This is a genomic window from Helicobacter mesocricetorum, assembly GCF_900198605.1.
GTDB lineage: Bacteria > Campylobacterota > Campylobacteria > Campylobacterales > Helicobacteraceae > Helicobacter_D > Helicobacter_D mesocricetorum.
The window spans coordinates 1-16549 of the sequence record NZ_FZPJ01000021.1; the positions used below are offsets into that span (position 1 = coordinate 1).

General features: G+C 33.9%; 23 protein-coding genes. 22 read left to right on the forward strand and 1 reads right to left on the reverse strand.

Going from position 1 to position 16549, the window contains the following annotated elements:
• The first annotated feature begins 81 nt into the window (after positions 1 to 81).
• The 10 genes from C6H18_RS05840 to C6H18_RS05890 all read left to right on the forward strand — a co-directional run bounded on the left by C6H18_RS05840 (position 82) and on the right by C6H18_RS05890 (position 7924).
• Positions 82 to 429 (forward strand): hypothetical protein, encoded by a 348-nt coding sequence (locus C6H18_RS05840; protein WP_104722177.1) that lies wholly within the window; start codon positions 82 to 84, stop codon positions 427 to 429.
• A 20-nt stretch (positions 430 to 449) separates the two neighbouring features.
• Positions 450 to 1226 (forward strand): hypothetical protein, encoded by a 777-nt coding sequence (locus C6H18_RS05845; RefSeq protein WP_104722178.1) that lies wholly within the window; start codon positions 450 to 452, stop codon positions 1224 to 1226.
• A gap of 66 nt (positions 1227 to 1292) precedes the next feature.
• Positions 1293 to 1838, forward strand: a complete 546-nt coding sequence (locus C6H18_RS05850; RefSeq protein WP_104722179.1) for a Coiled-coil domain-containing protein — start codon at positions 1293 to 1295, stop codon at positions 1836 to 1838.
• Between the two features lie 11 nt (positions 1839 to 1849).
• On the forward strand, positions 1850 to 3034 hold the full coding sequence (locus C6H18_RS05855) for a DUF4043 family protein (RefSeq protein ID WP_104722180.1): 1185 nt from the start codon (positions 1850 to 1852) through the stop codon (positions 3032 to 3034).
• Positions 3034 to 3390, forward strand: a complete 357-nt coding sequence (locus C6H18_RS05860) for a hypothetical protein (protein WP_104722181.1) — start codon at positions 3034 to 3036, stop codon at positions 3388 to 3390. The genes C6H18_RS05855 and C6H18_RS05860 overlap by 1 nt, the downstream gene beginning before the upstream one ends.
• Positions 3391 to 3863: 473 nt before the next feature.
• Entirely contained in the window at positions 3864 to 4202 is a 339-nt protein-coding gene (locus tag C6H18_RS05870) for a hypothetical protein (protein ID WP_104722183.1), read from the forward strand.
• Positions 4203 to 4212: 10 nt separating this feature from the next.
• Complete coding sequence (locus tag C6H18_RS05875; protein WP_104722184.1) at positions 4213 to 4800, forward strand: hypothetical protein; 588 nt, start codon at positions 4213 to 4215, stop codon at positions 4798 to 4800.
• 1 nt (position 4801) lies between these two features.
• Positions 4802 to 6370: a terminase large subunit domain-containing protein gene (locus C6H18_RS05880; protein WP_104722185.1), complete on the forward strand. Its 1569-nt coding sequence runs from the start codon at positions 4802 to 4804 to the stop codon at positions 6368 to 6370.
• A 14-nt stretch (positions 6371 to 6384) separates the two neighbouring features.
• Positions 6385 to 7467 carry a hypothetical protein gene (locus tag C6H18_RS05885; protein WP_104722186.1) on the forward strand — a complete coding sequence of 361 codons (1083 nt, stop codon included), beginning with the start codon at positions 6385 to 6387 and terminating at the stop codon, positions 7465 to 7467.
• Positions 7468 to 7477: 10 nt separating this feature from the next.
• Positions 7478 to 7924: a thermonuclease family protein gene (locus C6H18_RS05890; RefSeq protein WP_158654877.1), complete on the forward strand. Its 447-nt coding sequence runs from the start codon at positions 7478 to 7480 to the stop codon at positions 7922 to 7924.
• 2 nt (positions 7925 to 7926) lie between these two features.
• Here C6H18_RS05890 and C6H18_RS05895 read toward each other — a convergent pair whose 3' ends face one another.
• Complete coding sequence (locus tag C6H18_RS05895; RefSeq protein WP_104722188.1) at positions 7927 to 8517, reverse strand: helix-turn-helix domain-containing protein; 591 nt, start codon at positions 8515 to 8517, stop codon at positions 7927 to 7929.
• Between the two features lie 117 nt (positions 8518 to 8634).
• Here C6H18_RS05895 and C6H18_RS05900 point away from each other — a divergent pair, with 117 nt between their 5' ends.
• The 12 genes from C6H18_RS05900 to C6H18_RS05955 form a co-directional block, all read left to right on the forward strand.
• Positions 8635 to 9582, forward strand: coding sequence for a coiled-coil domain-containing protein (locus C6H18_RS05900; RefSeq protein ID WP_104722189.1), 948 nt, complete (start codon positions 8635 to 8637; stop codon positions 9580 to 9582).
• Positions 9583 to 9592: 10 nt separating this feature from the next.
• On the forward strand, positions 9593 to 10771 hold the full coding sequence (locus C6H18_RS05905) for a hypothetical protein (RefSeq protein WP_104722190.1): 1179 nt from the start codon (positions 9593 to 9595) through the stop codon (positions 10769 to 10771).
• A gap of 44 nt (positions 10772 to 10815) precedes the next feature.
• On the forward strand, positions 10816 to 11436 hold the full coding sequence (locus tag C6H18_RS05910) for a DUF4376 domain-containing protein (RefSeq protein WP_104722191.1): 621 nt from the start codon (positions 10816 to 10818) through the stop codon (positions 11434 to 11436).
• A 4-nt stretch (positions 11437 to 11440) separates the two neighbouring features.
• Positions 11441 to 11896: a hypothetical protein gene (locus C6H18_RS05915; protein ID WP_158654878.1), complete on the forward strand. Its 456-nt coding sequence runs from the start codon at positions 11441 to 11443 to the stop codon at positions 11894 to 11896.
• Entirely contained in the window at positions 11897 to 12286 is a 390-nt protein-coding gene (locus C6H18_RS05920; protein WP_104722193.1) for a hypothetical protein, read from the forward strand.
• Between the two features lie 10 nt (positions 12287 to 12296).
• The gene (locus tag C6H18_RS05925) at positions 12297 to 12764 is read left to right on the forward strand and encodes a glycoside hydrolase family protein (RefSeq protein ID WP_104722194.1); all 468 of its coding nucleotides are present in this window, start codon (positions 12297 to 12299) and stop codon (positions 12762 to 12764) included.
• Complete coding sequence (locus C6H18_RS05930; protein ID WP_104722195.1) at positions 12754 to 13065, forward strand: hypothetical protein; 312 nt, start codon at positions 12754 to 12756, stop codon at positions 13063 to 13065. Before C6H18_RS05925 ends, C6H18_RS05930 begins: the two co-directional genes overlap by 11 nt.
• A 306-nt stretch (positions 13066 to 13371) precedes the next feature.
• Positions 13372 to 13845: a hypothetical protein gene (locus C6H18_RS09625; protein WP_233704084.1), complete on the forward strand. Its 474-nt coding sequence runs from the start codon at positions 13372 to 13374 to the stop codon at positions 13843 to 13845.
• Between the two features lie 9 nt (positions 13846 to 13854).
• Entirely contained in the window at positions 13855 to 15606 is a 1752-nt protein-coding gene (locus C6H18_RS05940; protein WP_104722196.1) for a portal protein, read from the forward strand.
• A gap of 95 nt (positions 15607 to 15701) precedes the next feature.
• On the forward strand, positions 15702 to 15974 hold the full coding sequence (locus C6H18_RS05945) for a hypothetical protein (RefSeq protein WP_104722197.1): 273 nt from the start codon (positions 15702 to 15704) through the stop codon (positions 15972 to 15974).
• The gene (locus C6H18_RS05950) at positions 15964 to 16149 is read left to right on the forward strand and encodes a hypothetical protein (RefSeq protein WP_104722198.1); all 186 of its coding nucleotides are present in this window, start codon (positions 15964 to 15966) and stop codon (positions 16147 to 16149) included. Before C6H18_RS05945 ends, C6H18_RS05950 begins: the two co-directional genes overlap by 11 nt.
• On the forward strand, positions 16149 to 16549 hold a 401-nt coding region (locus C6H18_RS05955; protein WP_104722199.1), incomplete at its 3' end, for a hypothetical protein. The genes C6H18_RS05950 and C6H18_RS05955, both read left to right, overlap by 1 nt.

Sequence of the window (16549 nt, forward strand, 5' to 3'; positions counted from 1 at the left end):
CTCCAAAAGAATTTATTATAGTTTTTTAACCCTTTATTTGAAAGTTAAAAAATTTTAGCATTCCATAAAAAAGGAATACCAATGGTTATTTATTATGATTTAGTGGCTTTTAAATTTGTAGGCAAAGAGGATTATAGACTGAGGGATGAGAGAGGGCGTAATATTCTTTTAAAGAAAAACGATATTATTGTCTTAAAAGAGGGCATAAGGAGTAGGTATTTAGATTATAAAAAACACCTTTTTAAACGAGTTATTGTTCCTCATATTATTAATGCACCACACAAACAAGCACAAGAGGAAAACGCATCACAAACACTGCTATCAGAGCAATCACAGCAAGATTCGCAAACGCAGCAAACAACCCAAGAACAAGATTCAATAACACAAGAGAGTGAGCCAAATGCGGAGTCTTTGCAAAGCCAACAATAGGCTATTAAAAAGGTTATTTTATGTATATTGATGATTTTGCAACAAATTTAGAGAAAATCCAAAGAAGCGTTTTAAACTCTGAATTTTCTAAGCATTTACAAACTTATAATTTTGATACCCAAACCTTAAGTGAAATGTTAGTCTCTATTCTGAGTGAGGTTATGAAAACTGCTATAACCCTTAAAGAGATAGAATTAAAAGAAAGGGACTTAGCTCTTAATGAGGAAAAAATTAGACAAGAGCTAGAGATTGCTAGTAGTGCTTCTAAGGTGAATAATAGCATTAATTTAGCCGAATGCGTAAAAGGCATTATCCAAGCTGAAAGTATGTTAAAAAGTGTCAATGATAATGCCCTTATTAATAAGGCTAATTGTTATGTAGGCTTATTAAATGTCGTAGGTAATGCCGAGCAAACAGCAGCTATTGCCAATCATATCCCAAAAGTATTAAGTGCTATAGATGCTATTTCGGTTAAGGACTTAAGACCTTATGAGACTCTAGCTCTATCTTTAAAAGATGAGATGAGCCAACAGATAGCCGACAATAATGAGGTTAAACAAGTTTCTATTTACTGCCCTAAACTTACATTATTGCCTAAAGAGAGGGTAAGAATATTAGGAATTTCTACCTTTTCTAATAATGAAGTGAAGTTTGTAGTTGGGAATACTGAAATAATGGCTAGAACTTATGATTTTTATTCGGATATTGAGGGCAGTTTTGAAGTGAAGTTTGCCGCTAAGAATCATTTTAATGTATGGATTGAGGATAAGATTATTATTGAAGTTAGAGCCAACTAAATTTTTAACCCTTTAATTCAAAAAAGCATTTTTCTAAAATACGCACATTTTATACAAGGAGTTTCAATGGAATTTGATACACAGCAAGAGGAAAAAGAGCTAGCAGGTATTAATACAGAGCTAGAACAAATACAAACTTCTCTAGAACAAGATTTTGTTAGCTACGCTTTAGAAAATACCACGCCAGAGGATGAGGAATTATTCTTTGATAATCGTGAGCAGTTTTATAAGAATCTTTTAAATATGCAAAATACTTTTTTTGAGGAGAAAATTAAAAGTAAAGAAGCAAGAGCAGGAGAATTGCAAGAGAGTATTCAAAGCAAAAAAACATTAGGAGAAATAGAGCAAGCCAAAGAGGAGTTTTTTAAGGCTAATCCTGATGCAAATATTCAAGAGATAATGGAGTTTTTCTTAGAGGATACAACCAATAAGCAAAAGCAAGAATTAGAATCTCTGCCACCTTTAGAGTTTTTTAATAAAGTTTATGAGCTTTTTAAACAAAACAAAGGGCAAGAGGATTCTAAAGAGGAGGAACTTCCGCCAAAACTAGAGGGAGTAAGTGGGAGTATCCAAGATGGTGGTGGGGATAATAATCCCTTAAATAGGTATTAAAAGGAGATATTATGCCAATGGATTTTAATAGAATTAATGTTGCAGGTTGGGAGAGCGATCCTAATGTAGCGATTGATATTGCAAAAGAGATAGAAAGAGTTAGTTGGGAGGAAAGTCCCTTTGAACCTTTAACAGGTCGGGGAGAGGATAGGGGAATAAAAGTGTTTGAAACACATAATACTGCCCCTTGTCGCCCTAGATTGCGTCCTAAGTTACAAGGTGCTGGAGTAGAGGGGAATGCGGATTTTGAGACAAATTTAGATAATTTTGAGATTTTAACCCAAACGATGTATCCCAAAGTTGTAGGAAATGCTATAAAAAGCGAAATTGCTTTTTATCAAAATATGAAAAATGTAGATTTTGCCAAAGAAGCCGCAGAGGGGTTAAAGACTTGGATTAGAGAGAAAAGGGATAGAAATATTATTACTGCTTTAAGCAATGATTTCACGAATGTAGTGGTTTGTGATTCCGCTAAATCTTTCAAAGATACTTCTAGTTGCAAAAGCGTGCAAGAAGCTACGAAAAAGATTGTAAAAGGTGATGTTTTAAATGTTAATGCCATAAGACAAGCTATATTTATGGCAAGGACTGGAACAAAATATAATCAAAACAAAGCCTTTCCTATAAAACCTATTAGGACACAAATAAAAAGAGATGAGCAGATAGTCGCTCGGGTTTATAATTATGTGTTTTTAATAGATAGCTATGGGGCTTCACAATTACGCAAAGACCCTGAATGGATTGAGTTGCAAAAAATGGATAAAAGAGGAGAACTCAATAATCTCTTTACAGGATTTTTAGGGGTTATTGATGGTTGTCCTGTTATAGAAATAGGCGTTTGGACTGATGTTTCAATAGGCTTATTAAATTCTGAAGTGAGTGATAATGCCTATTTGCAAAATATCAATAAGGCAAATTGTGCTAATCAAAACATTACGCCACCCTCTTATTATACTGATAACCAACCTTTATGCATAGGGGCTTTAATAGGGGCTTCTGCGATTGTTTTAGCAGGGAATCCTGAACCAAAATTTTATATTGGTAAGGATGATTTAGAAAGAAAAACCATTTGTGGTATTGATAGGGTTTTAAGTATTGCTAAGGGTAGATTTGTCTCTGATATAGATAGTCCTTTAAGCATTTATGATAATACCGATTATGCAACAATTGGATTATTTTATTCAAAGGAGAGTTAATGAAACAAAGAGTCCATAATTTATCTTATCTGGCAGTAACTGCCATTGCATTAAAGGATTTAACCGATAATGATACCATTGCTTTTCCACAAGGGGCAGAGATTTTTAATGTTTCTTTGGAAGTAGAGGAAGCTGGAGATGTTGGATTAAATGCTAATTTAGGCATAGTAGGCAGTGAGGATTTATTTGCTAATGATATTGACTTATCCCAAAAAGCCCATCACACTTCAAGCGTGAAATATACTTGCAAGGATAAAGGAGCGATTAAAATTACGCTCTCCAAACCTGCAACAAAGGGCAAGGTTGTAATAAGGGCTTTGTATTTTTTACCTAGCACGATTTTAGCTGAGTATTAACAGGACATTTAAAGGAATGATATGGAACTTTTTAGAAAAATTGAGGAATTAAATAATCTTTTTGCAAGAGCTAATAATATCTTAGAGGAAGCAAAAGGATATTTAAGCCAAGAAAAAGCTAATGAAGTTTTAAGCCATTCCTTTAAAGAATTAAAAGAGGAAACCTTGCAAGAGCTAAGTGCATTGTGTGATTCTCTGCTAGAGACTAAGGCTGAAGCAATGCAAAGCCTTGTAAGTAACCAAACTTTAGAGCTTTTTAACCAAAACTTAGAATCTTTAGCCAATGTTGTAGCTTTAAGGGTTGATTTAAACAAGGTTGCAGAAAAAACCACTAATGCATTAAAGGATGAAAATGATGCAAGATTAATAGAATTCTTGAATATGATTATANNTATAATCATATTCAAGAATTTTTAGAAAAAAACAAAGAGGAAATTTTAAAATCCCAAGATTTAGGTTTTTTAAAACAATCTATGCTAACAACACCGAGTTTAAGAGAATCTATAAGCTCTAATGCTAAAGCGGCTACTAAAGAATTAATAAACAAAGAGGATATAAAAGAAACGCTTATTGCAGTTTTAAGAGAGGATGCTATAAGGGTATTTGAAGAATCTACTTCTTTACAAGAATTGCAAGAGAGGAGATTTTTAAGCTCTTCTTTATTGCTTAATATGGCTTTACAAGGAGAGGTTAAAACTATTACGCAAACTTATCAAGTTTTATCGCATTTAAAATTAGAGCAAAAACGAAAAGAAGCCCTAGAGAAAATACAAAAAACAGATATTTTCTTTAAAACCTACCAAGTGCTTTAAAAGGCTAGCGGTGAAAGTTAAAACTGCCTTAAACCATCTTAGGAGTAAGCTAAGGGATATTGATATTAATAACGCAAGATTTTCTAATGCTGAACTCTTAAGTGCTTTAGAGAACTCTCAAAACAAGATTATCACTGAATTTGAAAATAATATTTGCCATTTTACTTTTAGAGACAATGAAAGGCTTATACTCCCCTTTGTATCTTTAGGCTTAATGAGTGCAAAACTTAATGGAGAAGCTCTTAAATATAAGCCTTTAACTACCATTTTACAAACCCATAAAGGGCTTTATCTGTATTCCCTAAATCCTAGAGAATACAAGCTTACACAAGATTATAGCGGGGTATTAGAATTATTTGTCAATAGTGCAGAAGTCTTAGAGAGTGAGGAGGATGAGCTGTTTTTAGATAAAATGTTTTTAAACGCTGTTTTATACCAAGCCCTATCTTTTATCCTGCAAATTGAAACCACTCCCAATAGTTTAAATAAGGTTGTATTTTTTGATGACCTTTACAAAAAAGAATGCGCCTTTTTACGGTCTCTTACAAATAAACAAAGGGAGAGAGGGACTATTTTAACGCCTTTTATTAAGGTCTAAAATGATAAATGGCTTTTCTAAAGAGGCAGCACAAAAAGAGCTGTATTTAAGAGAATATGCAAGGAGAGATTTTAAGACCTTTTTGTATCTTAAATGGGAGAGATACGACAAGAAAGCATATTATCATAATTGGCATTTTGAATATTTAAGCAAGGTCCTATCTTCTACACTTCCTAAATACTGCAAAGATAAAGGATTCCCGCTACTTAGGAGAATTATTTTAAATATGCCGCCCTCTTATGGCAAAACAGAGACTATTGCAAGAGCGTTTATAGCGTGGGCTTTAGGCATTGACCCAAGTAGGAAGTTTATGTATATTAGTTATTCTGATGAATTATGCAAACGCATTAGTAATGAAGTGAGGGATTTGCTTAAAAGCCCTTATTATAGGAGTATTTTTAAAAAAAATCCTTTGTTTTTGCAAGATAATTCCCAAGAATTTATTTTAAAACAAGGCGGGGGTTGCTTCTTTACCACACTTAAAAGTGCCATTACTGGATTTCACGCCCATAGCATACTCATAGATGACCCTATTAAGGTTAGTGAGATGAATAGTAGAAGTGCAAGAGAAGCGGTTAATAATAATTTTACAGGGTCGGTTTTATCCCGATTAAAAGATATGAATTCAAGCATTATTATTTTAATGCAAAGATTAGGGGATGAGGATTTATGCGGGTATTTACTCAATCCTAGAAACTTTAGTGAGGATGTTATTAAAGAGTGGAAAATACTCAAACTCCAAGCCATAAATGATAAAGAGGAGATTTATAAGATTAATGATTTTCTTTATAAAAGAAAGCCTAAAGAACCTTTGCTTATTTCAAGGCATAATTTAGAGCAATTAGAGGTTTTAAGGCTACAAATGGGAGAGGATGAATTTTCTACCCAATACCAACAAGAGCCACAAGCAAGAGAGGCTGGGTATTTTGAAAAACAATATTTTAAAACCATTCTTAGCTATGAATTAGGGGTCCATAATGAATATATCTTTGTAGATTCTGCCACTAGCTTAAATGCAAAAGCAGATAATAGAGCTATTGTTATAATAGGGGTAGAGAGAAAGGGAGAATTAGAAAGTTATTGCGTCAAAGATTGCTTCTTTGGTATATGGCAAGAGGAGCAAACCATAGAGCATTTGATACAAGCTTTACTAAATTACCCTAATAGCACTTGTTATATCGAAAAAGAGGGAGGGGGTGAGATACTCCATAGGCTTTTACTCAAAGAGATTATAAAAGTTAATGAGGAGTTAAAGCAAAAGAGTAAGGCGATTATTAAAAATGGTATTTTTACCTTCAACGCTTCAAGAAAGATCTCTAAAGTGGATAAAATTAAGAGTATAAGGAGTTATTATAACACTGGATATTTAACCTTTCTAAAAGGGGCTAATGGCATAGAGCAGATACAAAAGGAGCTTTTGGGCTTTAACCCTGAAAAACCCTTTAGAAAAGATGATTGCATCGATGCCATAGCAACTTGCATTAATCATCCTGATGTAAAAGCCCCTTTTAAGCAGGAAGTCTTACCTAAAGCGGGTAGATTTAGCCATAATGCAACTTGGAGAATCTAGGTTAGGGGGCATATATGGGTTTAGGGCGAGCATTTAAAAAAGTTGTTAAGAGCGTCTCTAGCATCGGCAAGAGCATATTAAAAGTTCCTAAAAAAATAGGCAAAGAGGTTGTTAGACCTATAAAGAGATATTTGGATGAATGGAAAAGGGATAGGGATAGATATTATGATGAGAAAATCGCACAATACCAACAAGTAAGCACCAAATATAAATTAGGGTTAAAATGGGAGGAATACCAACCTATAGCGTGGGAATATGCTACGCAAAGAGCAAAAAGTGAGCAAAATACAATACAAAGGGCTTTTTCATCAGGAAATATATTAAAAACCTTAGTTACACTCACCCTTGCAGTGGTTGGTGTTTCTTTATCTTTTATCACTTTTGGGAGTTCTTTTTTAATTGCAAGCGCAATCATTAGTTCTTTGCTTGGCTTTTCAAGTTATGTTTATAATTTACAACTCAATGCTAAAATGCAATGGCTTTCTATAAATGCTAAAGCTACCGCTTCTAAAATCAATGCTCTAAAGGCTGCTAATAGGGCAAAAGAGCAAAAGGAAATGATTAGTGATATACTTATCTTTCAACCTTATGCAATGTTTGCTAATGGAAGTATTTATAACGATGGACTTGCGGGGAGTGAGAGCTACTCTCCCTCTGTGGCTTATGACCCTAGTAAAGGTATTTTAGGGACCTATAAAAAACACCCAATCGATGATTTTATTTTAAATCGGGATTCTAAAATTCAAGCAGGAGGCAGCGGATTTATAACCAATATCTTAAATCCTGCTATTCCTCTTGTAAAATTTGAATTACCCCACCAATCCCAACAAGAAATATTAATGGATAATATGAAGCAAGCTAATAAGCGAATTGCAGATGGGTTTTTAAAACTCAATGAATTGCATTTTAATATCTTAGGCACAGCTGGGAATGTGTATAATAGGATTAAAAAAGCGCAAGTGGATAAATACTGCAAAAAAATGTTAAGCGATGATTTTTTGGAAAAAAATAAGAATTACTCTTTAGGATTAAGGGCAGATTTTAATTTTTTACACAAAAAGCATTTTTTAAAAGAGCCTAATAAAAAGCATATATAGAGGAATTATGTTGAAATTGTTATTACTTTTTGCCTTATTTTTTAGTGGATACACCCTAAGTGGCAATATTAGCAAGATAAGTGATGGGGATACGCTTAGCCTTAATGTAAAAGGAGAGCAGTATAAAATAAGACTTTTAGGCATTGACGCCCCAGAGCTAAAACAAAGCTTTGGTAAGCAATCTAGGAATCACCTACTCAAACTTTGTCCTATTAAAAGCAGGGCTAAAGTGTTCTTTAAAAAAAGAGATAAATATGGGAGAATCTTAGGTAGATTAGAATGTAAAAACGCTAAAGAAGTCAATAAACAAATGGTTTTAGAGGGTTTTGCGTGGGTTTATAGGGAATACTCTAAAGAGTTTGTCAAACAAGAGGAGATGGCAAAGCAATTAAAAAAGGGATTATGGAGTGAGGATAATCCTATTTATCCTCAACATTTTAGAGAGCAATTTCGCTAGAATTACCCTTGTTTTAGCATTTCTAATAATTCCTTATCACTTAATTCCTCTAAGCTTGTGTTACCTTCCTCTTTTAGCATAGGCTCTTTACCAAAGAGGGTATTTTGCATATCAATTAGCATTTTTTGATACTTTTCAGCACAAGCAATAATCATAGGGTCAGCTTTATGCTCTTTCCTTAGAGCTAACATTTTCATCAACTCATCTTTAGCAATAACTGCACTTAAAGCTAGATTTTTTTGAATAAAATTGCTTGTCATTGCATTTAGCAATAACTCCTCTGTGCTGGAATTAAGCATATTATTTAAAATCATTTCATCAATTTTATACGCCTCATCGCCTAAATTTGCCTTAATGCTTCTTTTAATATCCTCACTCTTTTTAGCCATCACGGTCCCAAACTCCCTATGTATTAGCTCTCCTGCTAAATTCTTTTCACTTACCCCTTTAATCGCACTTCCTGCTTCCCATCCCTCTTTTGCAATCCAATCCATTAAGGTGCGATAACTTATATTAAATAGCTCTGCTACTGCTTTGGGGCTTTGATTATGGGTTTGGTAGTAAATTTTAATCTCCTGCTTATTTTTTATCAAAATTACTCCTTTTTTGTCTAATTTTTACCAAAAAACGCCCTTTAATTAAAGGGTTAATTTTTAACCCTTTAATTGCAAATCACATTTTTTTATTATTGCAGCAAAAAAAGGTTAAAAATGGATGAGAATACAACCTTGCAAGATTCTTTAAATACTCCAGAGTTTATAAGACAAGTAGAGCAGACCTTGCTTATCTCTCAAGAGGTGCATAATAGCTTTAACCAACTCATAGGTAAATATGAGGATGGCTTAATAGCAGGAGAGCAAACACGCAAAGAAGCCGCAGATACGCTTATACAAGTCTTGAAAATTAAACAAGAAATGTTAGAGAAAAAAGAAATGCTACTTACCGTTTTATCCCAAGCACAAGACAAAGATGCAGACCTTAGGGAGTTTGTCTTAGAAAATAAAGACCAAATCAATGCTACTTTAGAGAAAAATCAAGCCATTAAAGAATCTGTGGAATCTACTAAAAAGCAAATATTTTCTTCACAACAAAATGTAGAGGAAGTTTTAGAAGCGTTGCAAGAACACAAAGATTTTATCGCAGAGATTACCCAACTTATAGAGGAGAATGCTAGGTTGAAAACCCAAATTTTAGAGGATATTAATACTAGCGTAGAAAGTTCTAAAATAGAGTTTAATGAGTATTTTAACACTCTTAAAGCGCAGGTTGATTTAACCAGTTATGCCTTAAAAAGTGATCTTGATAGAATTAATACTATTATGCCCTCTATTGTAGAGCCTAGTGATGAGTTAAAAGCATTAATGGCATTAAAAGATGCTAAAGAAATAGAGATTACACAAAAGCAAAGCCAAAGGCAAAGGTTGCAAGAGGAGTTACAAGAATTATCAATTTTACAACCAGAGCAAAACACACAAGAACATACACAATCCACCCAGGAGCAAAGCACACAAGAACATACACAATCCACCCAAGAGGAAAGCACACAAGAACATACACAATCCACCCAAGAGGAAAGCACACAAGAACATACACAATCCACCCAAGAGGAAAGCACACAGGAAGCACAAGCGCAAACACAAGAATCTTTAGAATCTTAAAGGAGTAAAAATGAGGGATACAGAATTAACAACACAGCAAACCACAGAAGTAGAACAACCACAAGAGAGTTTAGAAACACAAGAAACACAAGCACAAGATGAAGTAGAGGCAACACAAGCACAAGCAGAATCTACACTTACTCCTTTAGCTCTAAAGAGGCAGGAAATAGAACAAAAAGAGGATGAAATAGCTGCTTTACAGAACCAATTAACAGAACTCAATAGTATGATTGAGAGCCTAAGCAAAGAGGAGAGAGAACAGGCTTACACCCCTAAAAACCAGCAAGAATTAGTTAGGGCTTTTTATGTCGATAAAACAAATAATGATTTAAAAGAGCGTATTTTAGAGATTATTGAGAGCATTAAGGTGTATTTGCCGCCAGCTAAAATTTCTACAAAGCAAAAGCAAGTGCAAATAGATAATATAAAGCAGCAAATAACCCAAAAACAAGAATCTATAGATATAATAGATGAGGAGATAAGCGATGATAATGAGGAGAGCGATGCTTTAAGGGAGGAAAGGCAGGTATTATCAGGTGAATTAGAGGAGTTAAATAATGAATTAAAAGTTTTAAAAGAGCAGCAATGCCAAATCCTAAGCCCTATTTTAGAAGCGGATTTAACCACTAAATGCTATGTAGATATGCAATTACAAAAACTCTTAACAACTCTACAACAAGCTGATAACCAAATCCAACAAACACTTAATAATCATATACAATTAGCAAATACCAAAGATAGTGCCAATGTTAAATTAAGCGGCAATCAAAGTATAAGTGGGGTTAAAAGTTTTGCGAGTATTAATGCTACTAGTGCAACCATTTCAGGAGTGGCTAATTTGCCTAATCCCCAATGTGCCAATAATCCAACAATTGATAATCACCTCACAAGAAAGGCATATGTGGATTATGGCGGGGGGATGAGAAGCTTAGGCAATCAAGTTAATGCTAGAATTGATTTACGCTTAGCCCAGCACTTCCACTTCACAATGACAGGCAGGGGTAATATTGGCGTGAGTAATTGGGGAGGACATGGAAAAAGCGGAACTATCACTATTTATCGTGCAGAGAATATAACAGGCTTTCTAGCTCCTTTTAGCTTCCGCATTCCCCAAAGTGGGTTTAGAGGCACTGAAACCTTTGCTTACTTTTGTGTTGCTTCTAATTGTATCAAACTTTCAAGGGTTTAGCAATGCATTGTGATTTAAAAGTTGTTATAAATAAGGAGTGAAAAATGTTTTATGAATTAAAAACAGGAAATTTAAAACTTGATGATGTGTATTTAAAAGAGGTTACGCTAAAGACAGAGGATGGAGAGGCAGTAGCACACGATACTTATTTTTTAAGTGCTTGCTATGATGAGTCCCTTAAAGAGCTTGGTTTTGCTAGAGTAGAGACAAGTGAGTTCCCAACTTATGATGATGATACTCAAGAGATCGAGGAGGTAAAAGAGCTTGATGAAGTCAATAATATTTATAAAATCTCTTATAGGGTTGTTTCTAAGAGTTTAGAGAGTTTAAAAGAGTTAAAAGCAGAGGAGATTAATGCAAAAAGGGATGAAGTTATCAATGCTGGAGTGAGTTTTAAAGGCAAGGTATTCCAAAGTGCAGAGAGGGATAGAAACCTTTTAAGTGCAGCTATTAGTCTGTATAGTTTAAACAACAATATCCCCCCTAATTTTGTCTGGATTGCAAAGGATAATACCCGAGTGCCTATGAATTTAGAGGACTTAATAGGATTAGCTTCTTTAATGGCTTTAAATGTTAATGAGAATACGCTAAAAGCAAGGGCTTTAAAAGATAGGATTGAAGCAGCAGCTAGCACTGATGAGTTAGCATTAATTGTTTGGGAGTAATGAAGTGGATGAGAGGGCTAATATTATTTTATTTTTAGGTAGCGGACTTTTGACTATATTTTGGCAGATAATTACTTATCTAGGGATTCCAACGCCTGAAGTTTATGCTCTTTTGGCAATATTTACTTTTAGTGGTTTTGCAGGACTTCTAAAAACTATTATATTTAAAGAAAGCCTTAAGGGTTTCATTTGCTTTGATATTGTAAGCAAGGGGTTAAGTCTCTTTATCCCTTTTATAGTGGCATTTGCGGCTAAGAGTATCCCACCTTTGTCTTTCTTTGTGGATTATTGTTTTAGCTTCTTAATACTAGGAGAGATTTTTACTTTCTTGATATATATTCAGTGTATTAAAACAAGAAATAAAGATATTAATCATATTGATATTTATAATTTAGGATTATCCAACTTAAAGGCTTTTATAATCAAGTATTTAAAAGTTAATGATAAGAAAGGGGATTAAATGCTTATAGTAGGACCACAGCAAATACCAGTGGTTGTAAATGGAGCAACGCAGTATTTTAACAACACTTATTCTGTGCGTTTAAATGATGATGGCAGTGGGACAAACTTTGTAACAATGCCTTTTGAATTAAGTAATAGGACTTTTATGCTCGCAGCCAATGGTGTGCTTGATATTGCAAGAGTGGATAGAATGGGAAATTTAAAATTTATCAACTCTGCAATAGGTATTCTTTATGCTCATAGATCTAGTTCGGCTAATAGGCAATTATCGCCTATTACCTTCCCTGTAGTGCCACAGAATAAAATCGCCTTTTATGTCTATGGCACATCTAGAAATGGATGGGCAAAAGGTAGGGGTCATGCAAATATAACTTTTTATTGGAATTAAAGGAGAACAGATGAAAGAGCAGGTTTTAGAGTTTATTGCACCCTTAACTGCTGAGTTTGAGGGGTTTAGAGCAAGTGTTTATAAATGCCCTGCGGGGTATGATACGATAGGCTATGGGAGAAATATAGAATCTAATCCTTTAAGTGTAGAGGAAAACAAACTCTTAAAAGATGGCAAGGTCTCTAAAAGCGTAGCTATGCGTTGGTTAAAAGAGGAGTTAAGTAGAAGTTATGATAGCCTTCATAGAAATTTTAAGTTTTTTAAAGCCTTACCTCTAAAAAAACAAGGGGCATTAGTAGATATGGTTTATAATCTAGGATTTTCTAAGTTTAAAACCTTTAAAAACACACTTAAAGAAATAGAGCTTAGAGATTATGAGAAAGCCGCACAAAGGCTAGAGGCTTCACTTTGGTATAAACAAGTTAAAAATAGAGGCAAAGTTATAGTAGGGTTTATAAGGGGTAGTGATGAATTATAGTATTGCAGGCAATGTGGTTTTAAGTATTTTGCTTGTGGTATTGGGATTTTTTTATAAGGATTCTTTAAAAGAGCAAGAGCGATTAAAGCTGCAACTAACTTTAGAAAGTGAGAATACTTCAAAACTCAATAAGGCTTTACAATTACAAAATGAAGCTTATAAGGAATTAATGGTGGTTAAAAGTGAATCTCCACCTCAAAAACAAAGGATAGAAAAGGTTTTTATTAAAGATGAGAGCTGCAAAGCAGAGCTAGAGGCTTATAAGCAACTCTTTAAGGAGTTAGCGGCAACCCCCCCTTAGGTTTTAAAAATTAACTTTAATTCTGCACCTTTTAAAAATAAGTTGGAAACTAAGACAATGAATATTTTTGGGTGTAATTTTTAAAATTACAAGGTGGCGGTGAAGGTGCAGAGCTAAGGTTAATGAGGATTGAATATTAAAAAAGTAAAACACTCTTTAGCATTAAATTTCATATCGCCCAGCTTTGATAAAGATTGCAGATAATTCCTTAAAATATTCTAGTATGGTTGTTTTCTTTGAAAAAAGGCTTTAACCCTTTAATTTTAAAAGCTATTGTGTAATGATAAGTTCTAAAAAAGGTTTGCAATGTTTTTTTATGGATTCTTATTAGGGTTTTTTGTGATTATAAAAAGGGGAATCTTAACACCCATAAGGGTGCAAGGCTACAATGCCTTGACTACAAATACACAAAGGAGTATAATTACTCTTGTTATTTGTTTAGTAAGATTTTTAAAAGACAAATTCATCACCTCATTTCAGAGGTTAAAACTTACCTTAGAGGGTTGCGCCCCTTTAAGGCAAACCTCCAAAAGTATTATACTTAAACTTTCTAAATACTTCAAAAAAACCCTATTTATCGCTTTTTTATTACTTTTAACTTTAACTGGTTGCGCTTCAAAGCCTATTGTAAGAATTGATACAAAAGAAGTATTTATCCCTATAAAATGCAATTTAACCCTACCTAACAAACCTAAAGAGGATGGAAGCTTTCAAAGCCATAAAGAATTATTAATTTATTATTTAGAAGTAGAGAGTATTGCAAAAGATTGCATTAAATAAGGAGAGAAAATGCTAAGTATAACACAGCTAGATGGATTTTACACTAAAGACTATGAGTTTAACCAATCCTCTTTACAAGAATACAAAGAGGCAAAGAAGTATTATCACTCTAATCAACTCCCCCCTGATGTAAAGAATATCATAGAACAAAGAGGGGCGGTGCCTGTGTATGAAAATATTTATAGAATGATCGTTAATAAAATACTAGGATACAAGGCTCAAAGCATTCAAGAAGTGCGGGTTAGTGGCAGACAAGAGCAAGATAAGCCTTTAGCGGAGTTGCTTAATGATATTTTAGATGTTTTCACTCAAAGCGAAAATTATGACAAAGAGATATTAAAGAGGGATAAAGATTTAATCTTTGGTCTTTGTGTTATGCAAATATGGGTTAGTAAAGAGGAGCAAGATTTTGCTTTAGAGATAGAGAATATCCCCCCTGATAGTTTTTTAATCGATAAATATAGCATAGATTCTAATGCCAAAGATGCTAGGAGATTCCATAGAAGCATTAATACTTCTTTAGATTTTGCAAAGAAATTATTCCCTGCTAAAAACTTTGTAACTACGCAAGATAATATAGAATCTAGGGTTAATTTGATAGAGAGCTGGATAAAAGAGGAGAGCGGGTTTGCACGCTATATATGGCAAAAAGGGGGCAGTGTGCTAAGCTACACACCAAAACCTTTTAAAGATGGCTCACATCCTTATATTATCGCTAAATATGGCATTGATGAGAGGAATTGCTGGTATGGAATATTTCGTGATATAAAGCCTTTGCAAGATTATATTAATTTTGCAGAGAATAGAATGGTGAATATGATGGGTAGCTTTAAAGCCTTTTATGAGGAAGACGCTGTTATTAATGTAGAGAGCTTTGCCAATGAGGCTTCCTTAGATAATGCAGTGGTGAAAGTGGCAAGTGGAGCGATTAGAGATGGTAAAATTCACTTTGTAGAGCATAGAGGTAATATTGCTACTTTAAGTGAGAAGGTCAATGAGAAAAGGAATCTTGCTAAAATGTTAAGTGGTCTCAATGATGAGGCTTTAGGAATGGCGATAAATCGCCAAAGTGGAGTAGCCATAGCCCAAAGGAGAGATGCAGGATTAATGGGACTGCAAGACTTCATCAAAACAAGCGATGAGATGGATAAACTCATATTTAAAAAAGCCATCTCTTTAATCCAGCATTATTTTACAAAAAAGCAAATCTTTAAAATCGCAGATAAGAAAGTAGGACTTAGGTATTTTGAAATTAATACTAATGAGAGAAATAAGATAAAGGTAGGCAAATTTGATTTAGTCTATAAAACCCAACTTAAAACACAAGGTAGAGAGGAGAGATTTGCTCACTGGAGTGAAATGCTAAAAACCATCGCACAAATACGACCTGATTTAGTGGCTTCTTTACTGCCTCTTATGCTTAAAGATACCGATAGCCCAATAGTAGCAGATGTAGAGGAAATTATCCAAAAGCAACAACAAGCCCAAGAGCAAAGCACAGAGCAACAAGCCCAAGTAGAACAACTGCAAATGCAATTAGCTTTAAAAGAAGCAGAGGCTAAGATTAAAGAGCTAGAGGGCAAGGCTATGAAATACGCCGCACAAGGGGAGTTAGCCCAAAAGTTAGCCAATAGCCAAGAACAAGCACAAACCCAAGAAACACAGATAGATTTTAGTAAATACCATAAAAAGGGAGATACGACTGATAATAACCAAGCTAATAAGGTTTTACAAACCGCTAAAGGGTTGGATTTAAGGTAGGTTTGTTATTTAAAAATATATCTTATATATACAATATTAATATATATTTAAGTAAATAATATTTATATTTTGTATCTTAAAACAAAGGATACAAGATGACTTTAAAACAAATACAGAAAATAGGTTTTGATAACTGCGATTTTGAATCTACTTTTGGTAGCAGCAATTATTATGCAGAGCCTACAGATTTAGAACCCCAGCTTCCTACTTTTGGTGATTTAAGAAATCTTTTATGTTGCAGCAATTATAGTAAGCGAGAAATTAGAGACTTCTTTAAAGCAAAGTATGCCATTAAATATCAAACTGCAAATGATGGTCGGGGAGAGTGGTTAAATACAAAAAGGGAGTATTTATCCTATGGCTTCTAAAAAACGCTTAAGTGATGCTGATATTAGCAACATAACAGGAATTCCACGCATTACTTTGGCGAGATGGAAAAAAGATAAAGAAAGCTATAGGGTAAAACTCTATTGGCTCTTAAAAAGGAGTGATGAGAGTTTTTTGCTTAAGAAGTTTAAATATTTTAAAAATAAAGGCAGATAATGCAACTTTTACCCCAAAAAACCCAAGAGGGAGAGGCAATATATTTGCTTGATAGTAATATTGCCATTTGCGAAAGCGGGAAAATACTCTATTATGATGATTTAGGGGAATTACACGATACAAACTTTGAGTGTATTTTTGAGCCTATTAACGCAAAGAGTGATGTAGAGATTCTCAAACAAAATATCATCGATTTAGAGCATATCGTGATTGATTTCACCTCTATTGATTTAGTCCATAACACCATCAATAATGTAGAGAGATTTCATTTTTTAAATGAGGATGTGGTGAAATTTAGAGAATATCGCATTAATTTAGAGACTTTAGAAATAAGAGGGGAAATGCAAGAGTTTGAATTTTTTTTACAAAATCCCCCTAAAGAGCTAGAAGCAGAATCCCA

What these genes read in the sequence shown, in the direction of transcription:
- C6H18_RS05840 (WP_104722177.1), top strand. Translation starts at nt 82, where the DNA reads ATGGTTATTTATTATGATTTAGTGGCTTTTAAATTTGTAGGCAAAGAG.
- C6H18_RS05845 (WP_104722178.1), top strand. Translation starts at nt 450, where the DNA reads ATGTATATTGATGATTTTGCAACAAATTTAGAGAAAATCCAAAGAAGC.
- C6H18_RS05850 (WP_104722179.1), top strand. Translation starts at nt 1,293, where the DNA reads ATGGAATTTGATACACAGCAAGAGGAAAAAGAGCTAGCAGGTATTAAT.
- C6H18_RS05855 (WP_104722180.1), top strand. Translation starts at nt 1,850, where the DNA reads ATGCCAATGGATTTTAATAGAATTAATGTTGCAGGTTGGGAGAGCGAT.
- C6H18_RS05860 (WP_104722181.1), top strand. Translation starts at nt 3,034, where the DNA reads ATGAAACAAAGAGTCCATAATTTATCTTATCTGGCAGTAACTGCCATT.
- C6H18_RS05870 (WP_104722183.1), top strand. Translation starts at nt 3,864, where the DNA reads ATGCTAACAACACCGAGTTTAAGAGAATCTATAAGCTCTAATGCTAAA.
- C6H18_RS05880 (WP_104722185.1), top strand. Translation starts at nt 4,802, where the DNA reads ATGATAAATGGCTTTTCTAAAGAGGCAGCACAAAAAGAGCTGTATTTA.
- C6H18_RS05885 (WP_104722186.1), top strand. Translation starts at nt 6,385, where the DNA reads ATGGGTTTAGGGCGAGCATTTAAAAAAGTTGTTAAGAGCGTCTCTAGC.
- C6H18_RS05900 (WP_104722189.1), top strand. Translation starts at nt 8,635, where the DNA reads ATGGATGAGAATACAACCTTGCAAGATTCTTTAAATACTCCAGAGTTT.
- C6H18_RS05905 (WP_104722190.1), top strand. Translation starts at nt 9,593, where the DNA reads ATGAGGGATACAGAATTAACAACACAGCAAACCACAGAAGTAGAACAA.
- C6H18_RS05910 (WP_104722191.1), top strand. Translation starts at nt 10,816, where the DNA reads ATGTTTTATGAATTAAAAACAGGAAATTTAAAACTTGATGATGTGTAT.
- C6H18_RS05920 (WP_104722193.1), top strand. Translation starts at nt 11,897, where the DNA reads ATGCTTATAGTAGGACCACAGCAAATACCAGTGGTTGTAAATGGAGCA.
- C6H18_RS05925 (WP_104722194.1), top strand. Translation starts at nt 12,297, where the DNA reads ATGAAAGAGCAGGTTTTAGAGTTTATTGCACCCTTAACTGCTGAGTTT.
- C6H18_RS05930 (WP_104722195.1), top strand. Translation starts at nt 12,754, where the DNA reads ATGAATTATAGTATTGCAGGCAATGTGGTTTTAAGTATTTTGCTTGTG.
- C6H18_RS09625 (WP_233704084.1), top strand. Translation starts at nt 13,372, where the DNA reads ATGTTTTTTTATGGATTCTTATTAGGGTTTTTTGTGATTATAAAAAGG.
- C6H18_RS05940 (WP_104722196.1), top strand. Translation starts at nt 13,855, where the DNA reads ATGCTAAGTATAACACAGCTAGATGGATTTTACACTAAAGACTATGAG.
- C6H18_RS05945 (WP_104722197.1), top strand. Translation starts at nt 15,702, where the DNA reads ATGACTTTAAAACAAATACAGAAAATAGGTTTTGATAACTGCGATTTT.
- C6H18_RS05950 (WP_104722198.1), top strand. Translation starts at nt 15,964, where the DNA reads ATGGCTTCTAAAAAACGCTTAAGTGATGCTGATATTAGCAACATAACA.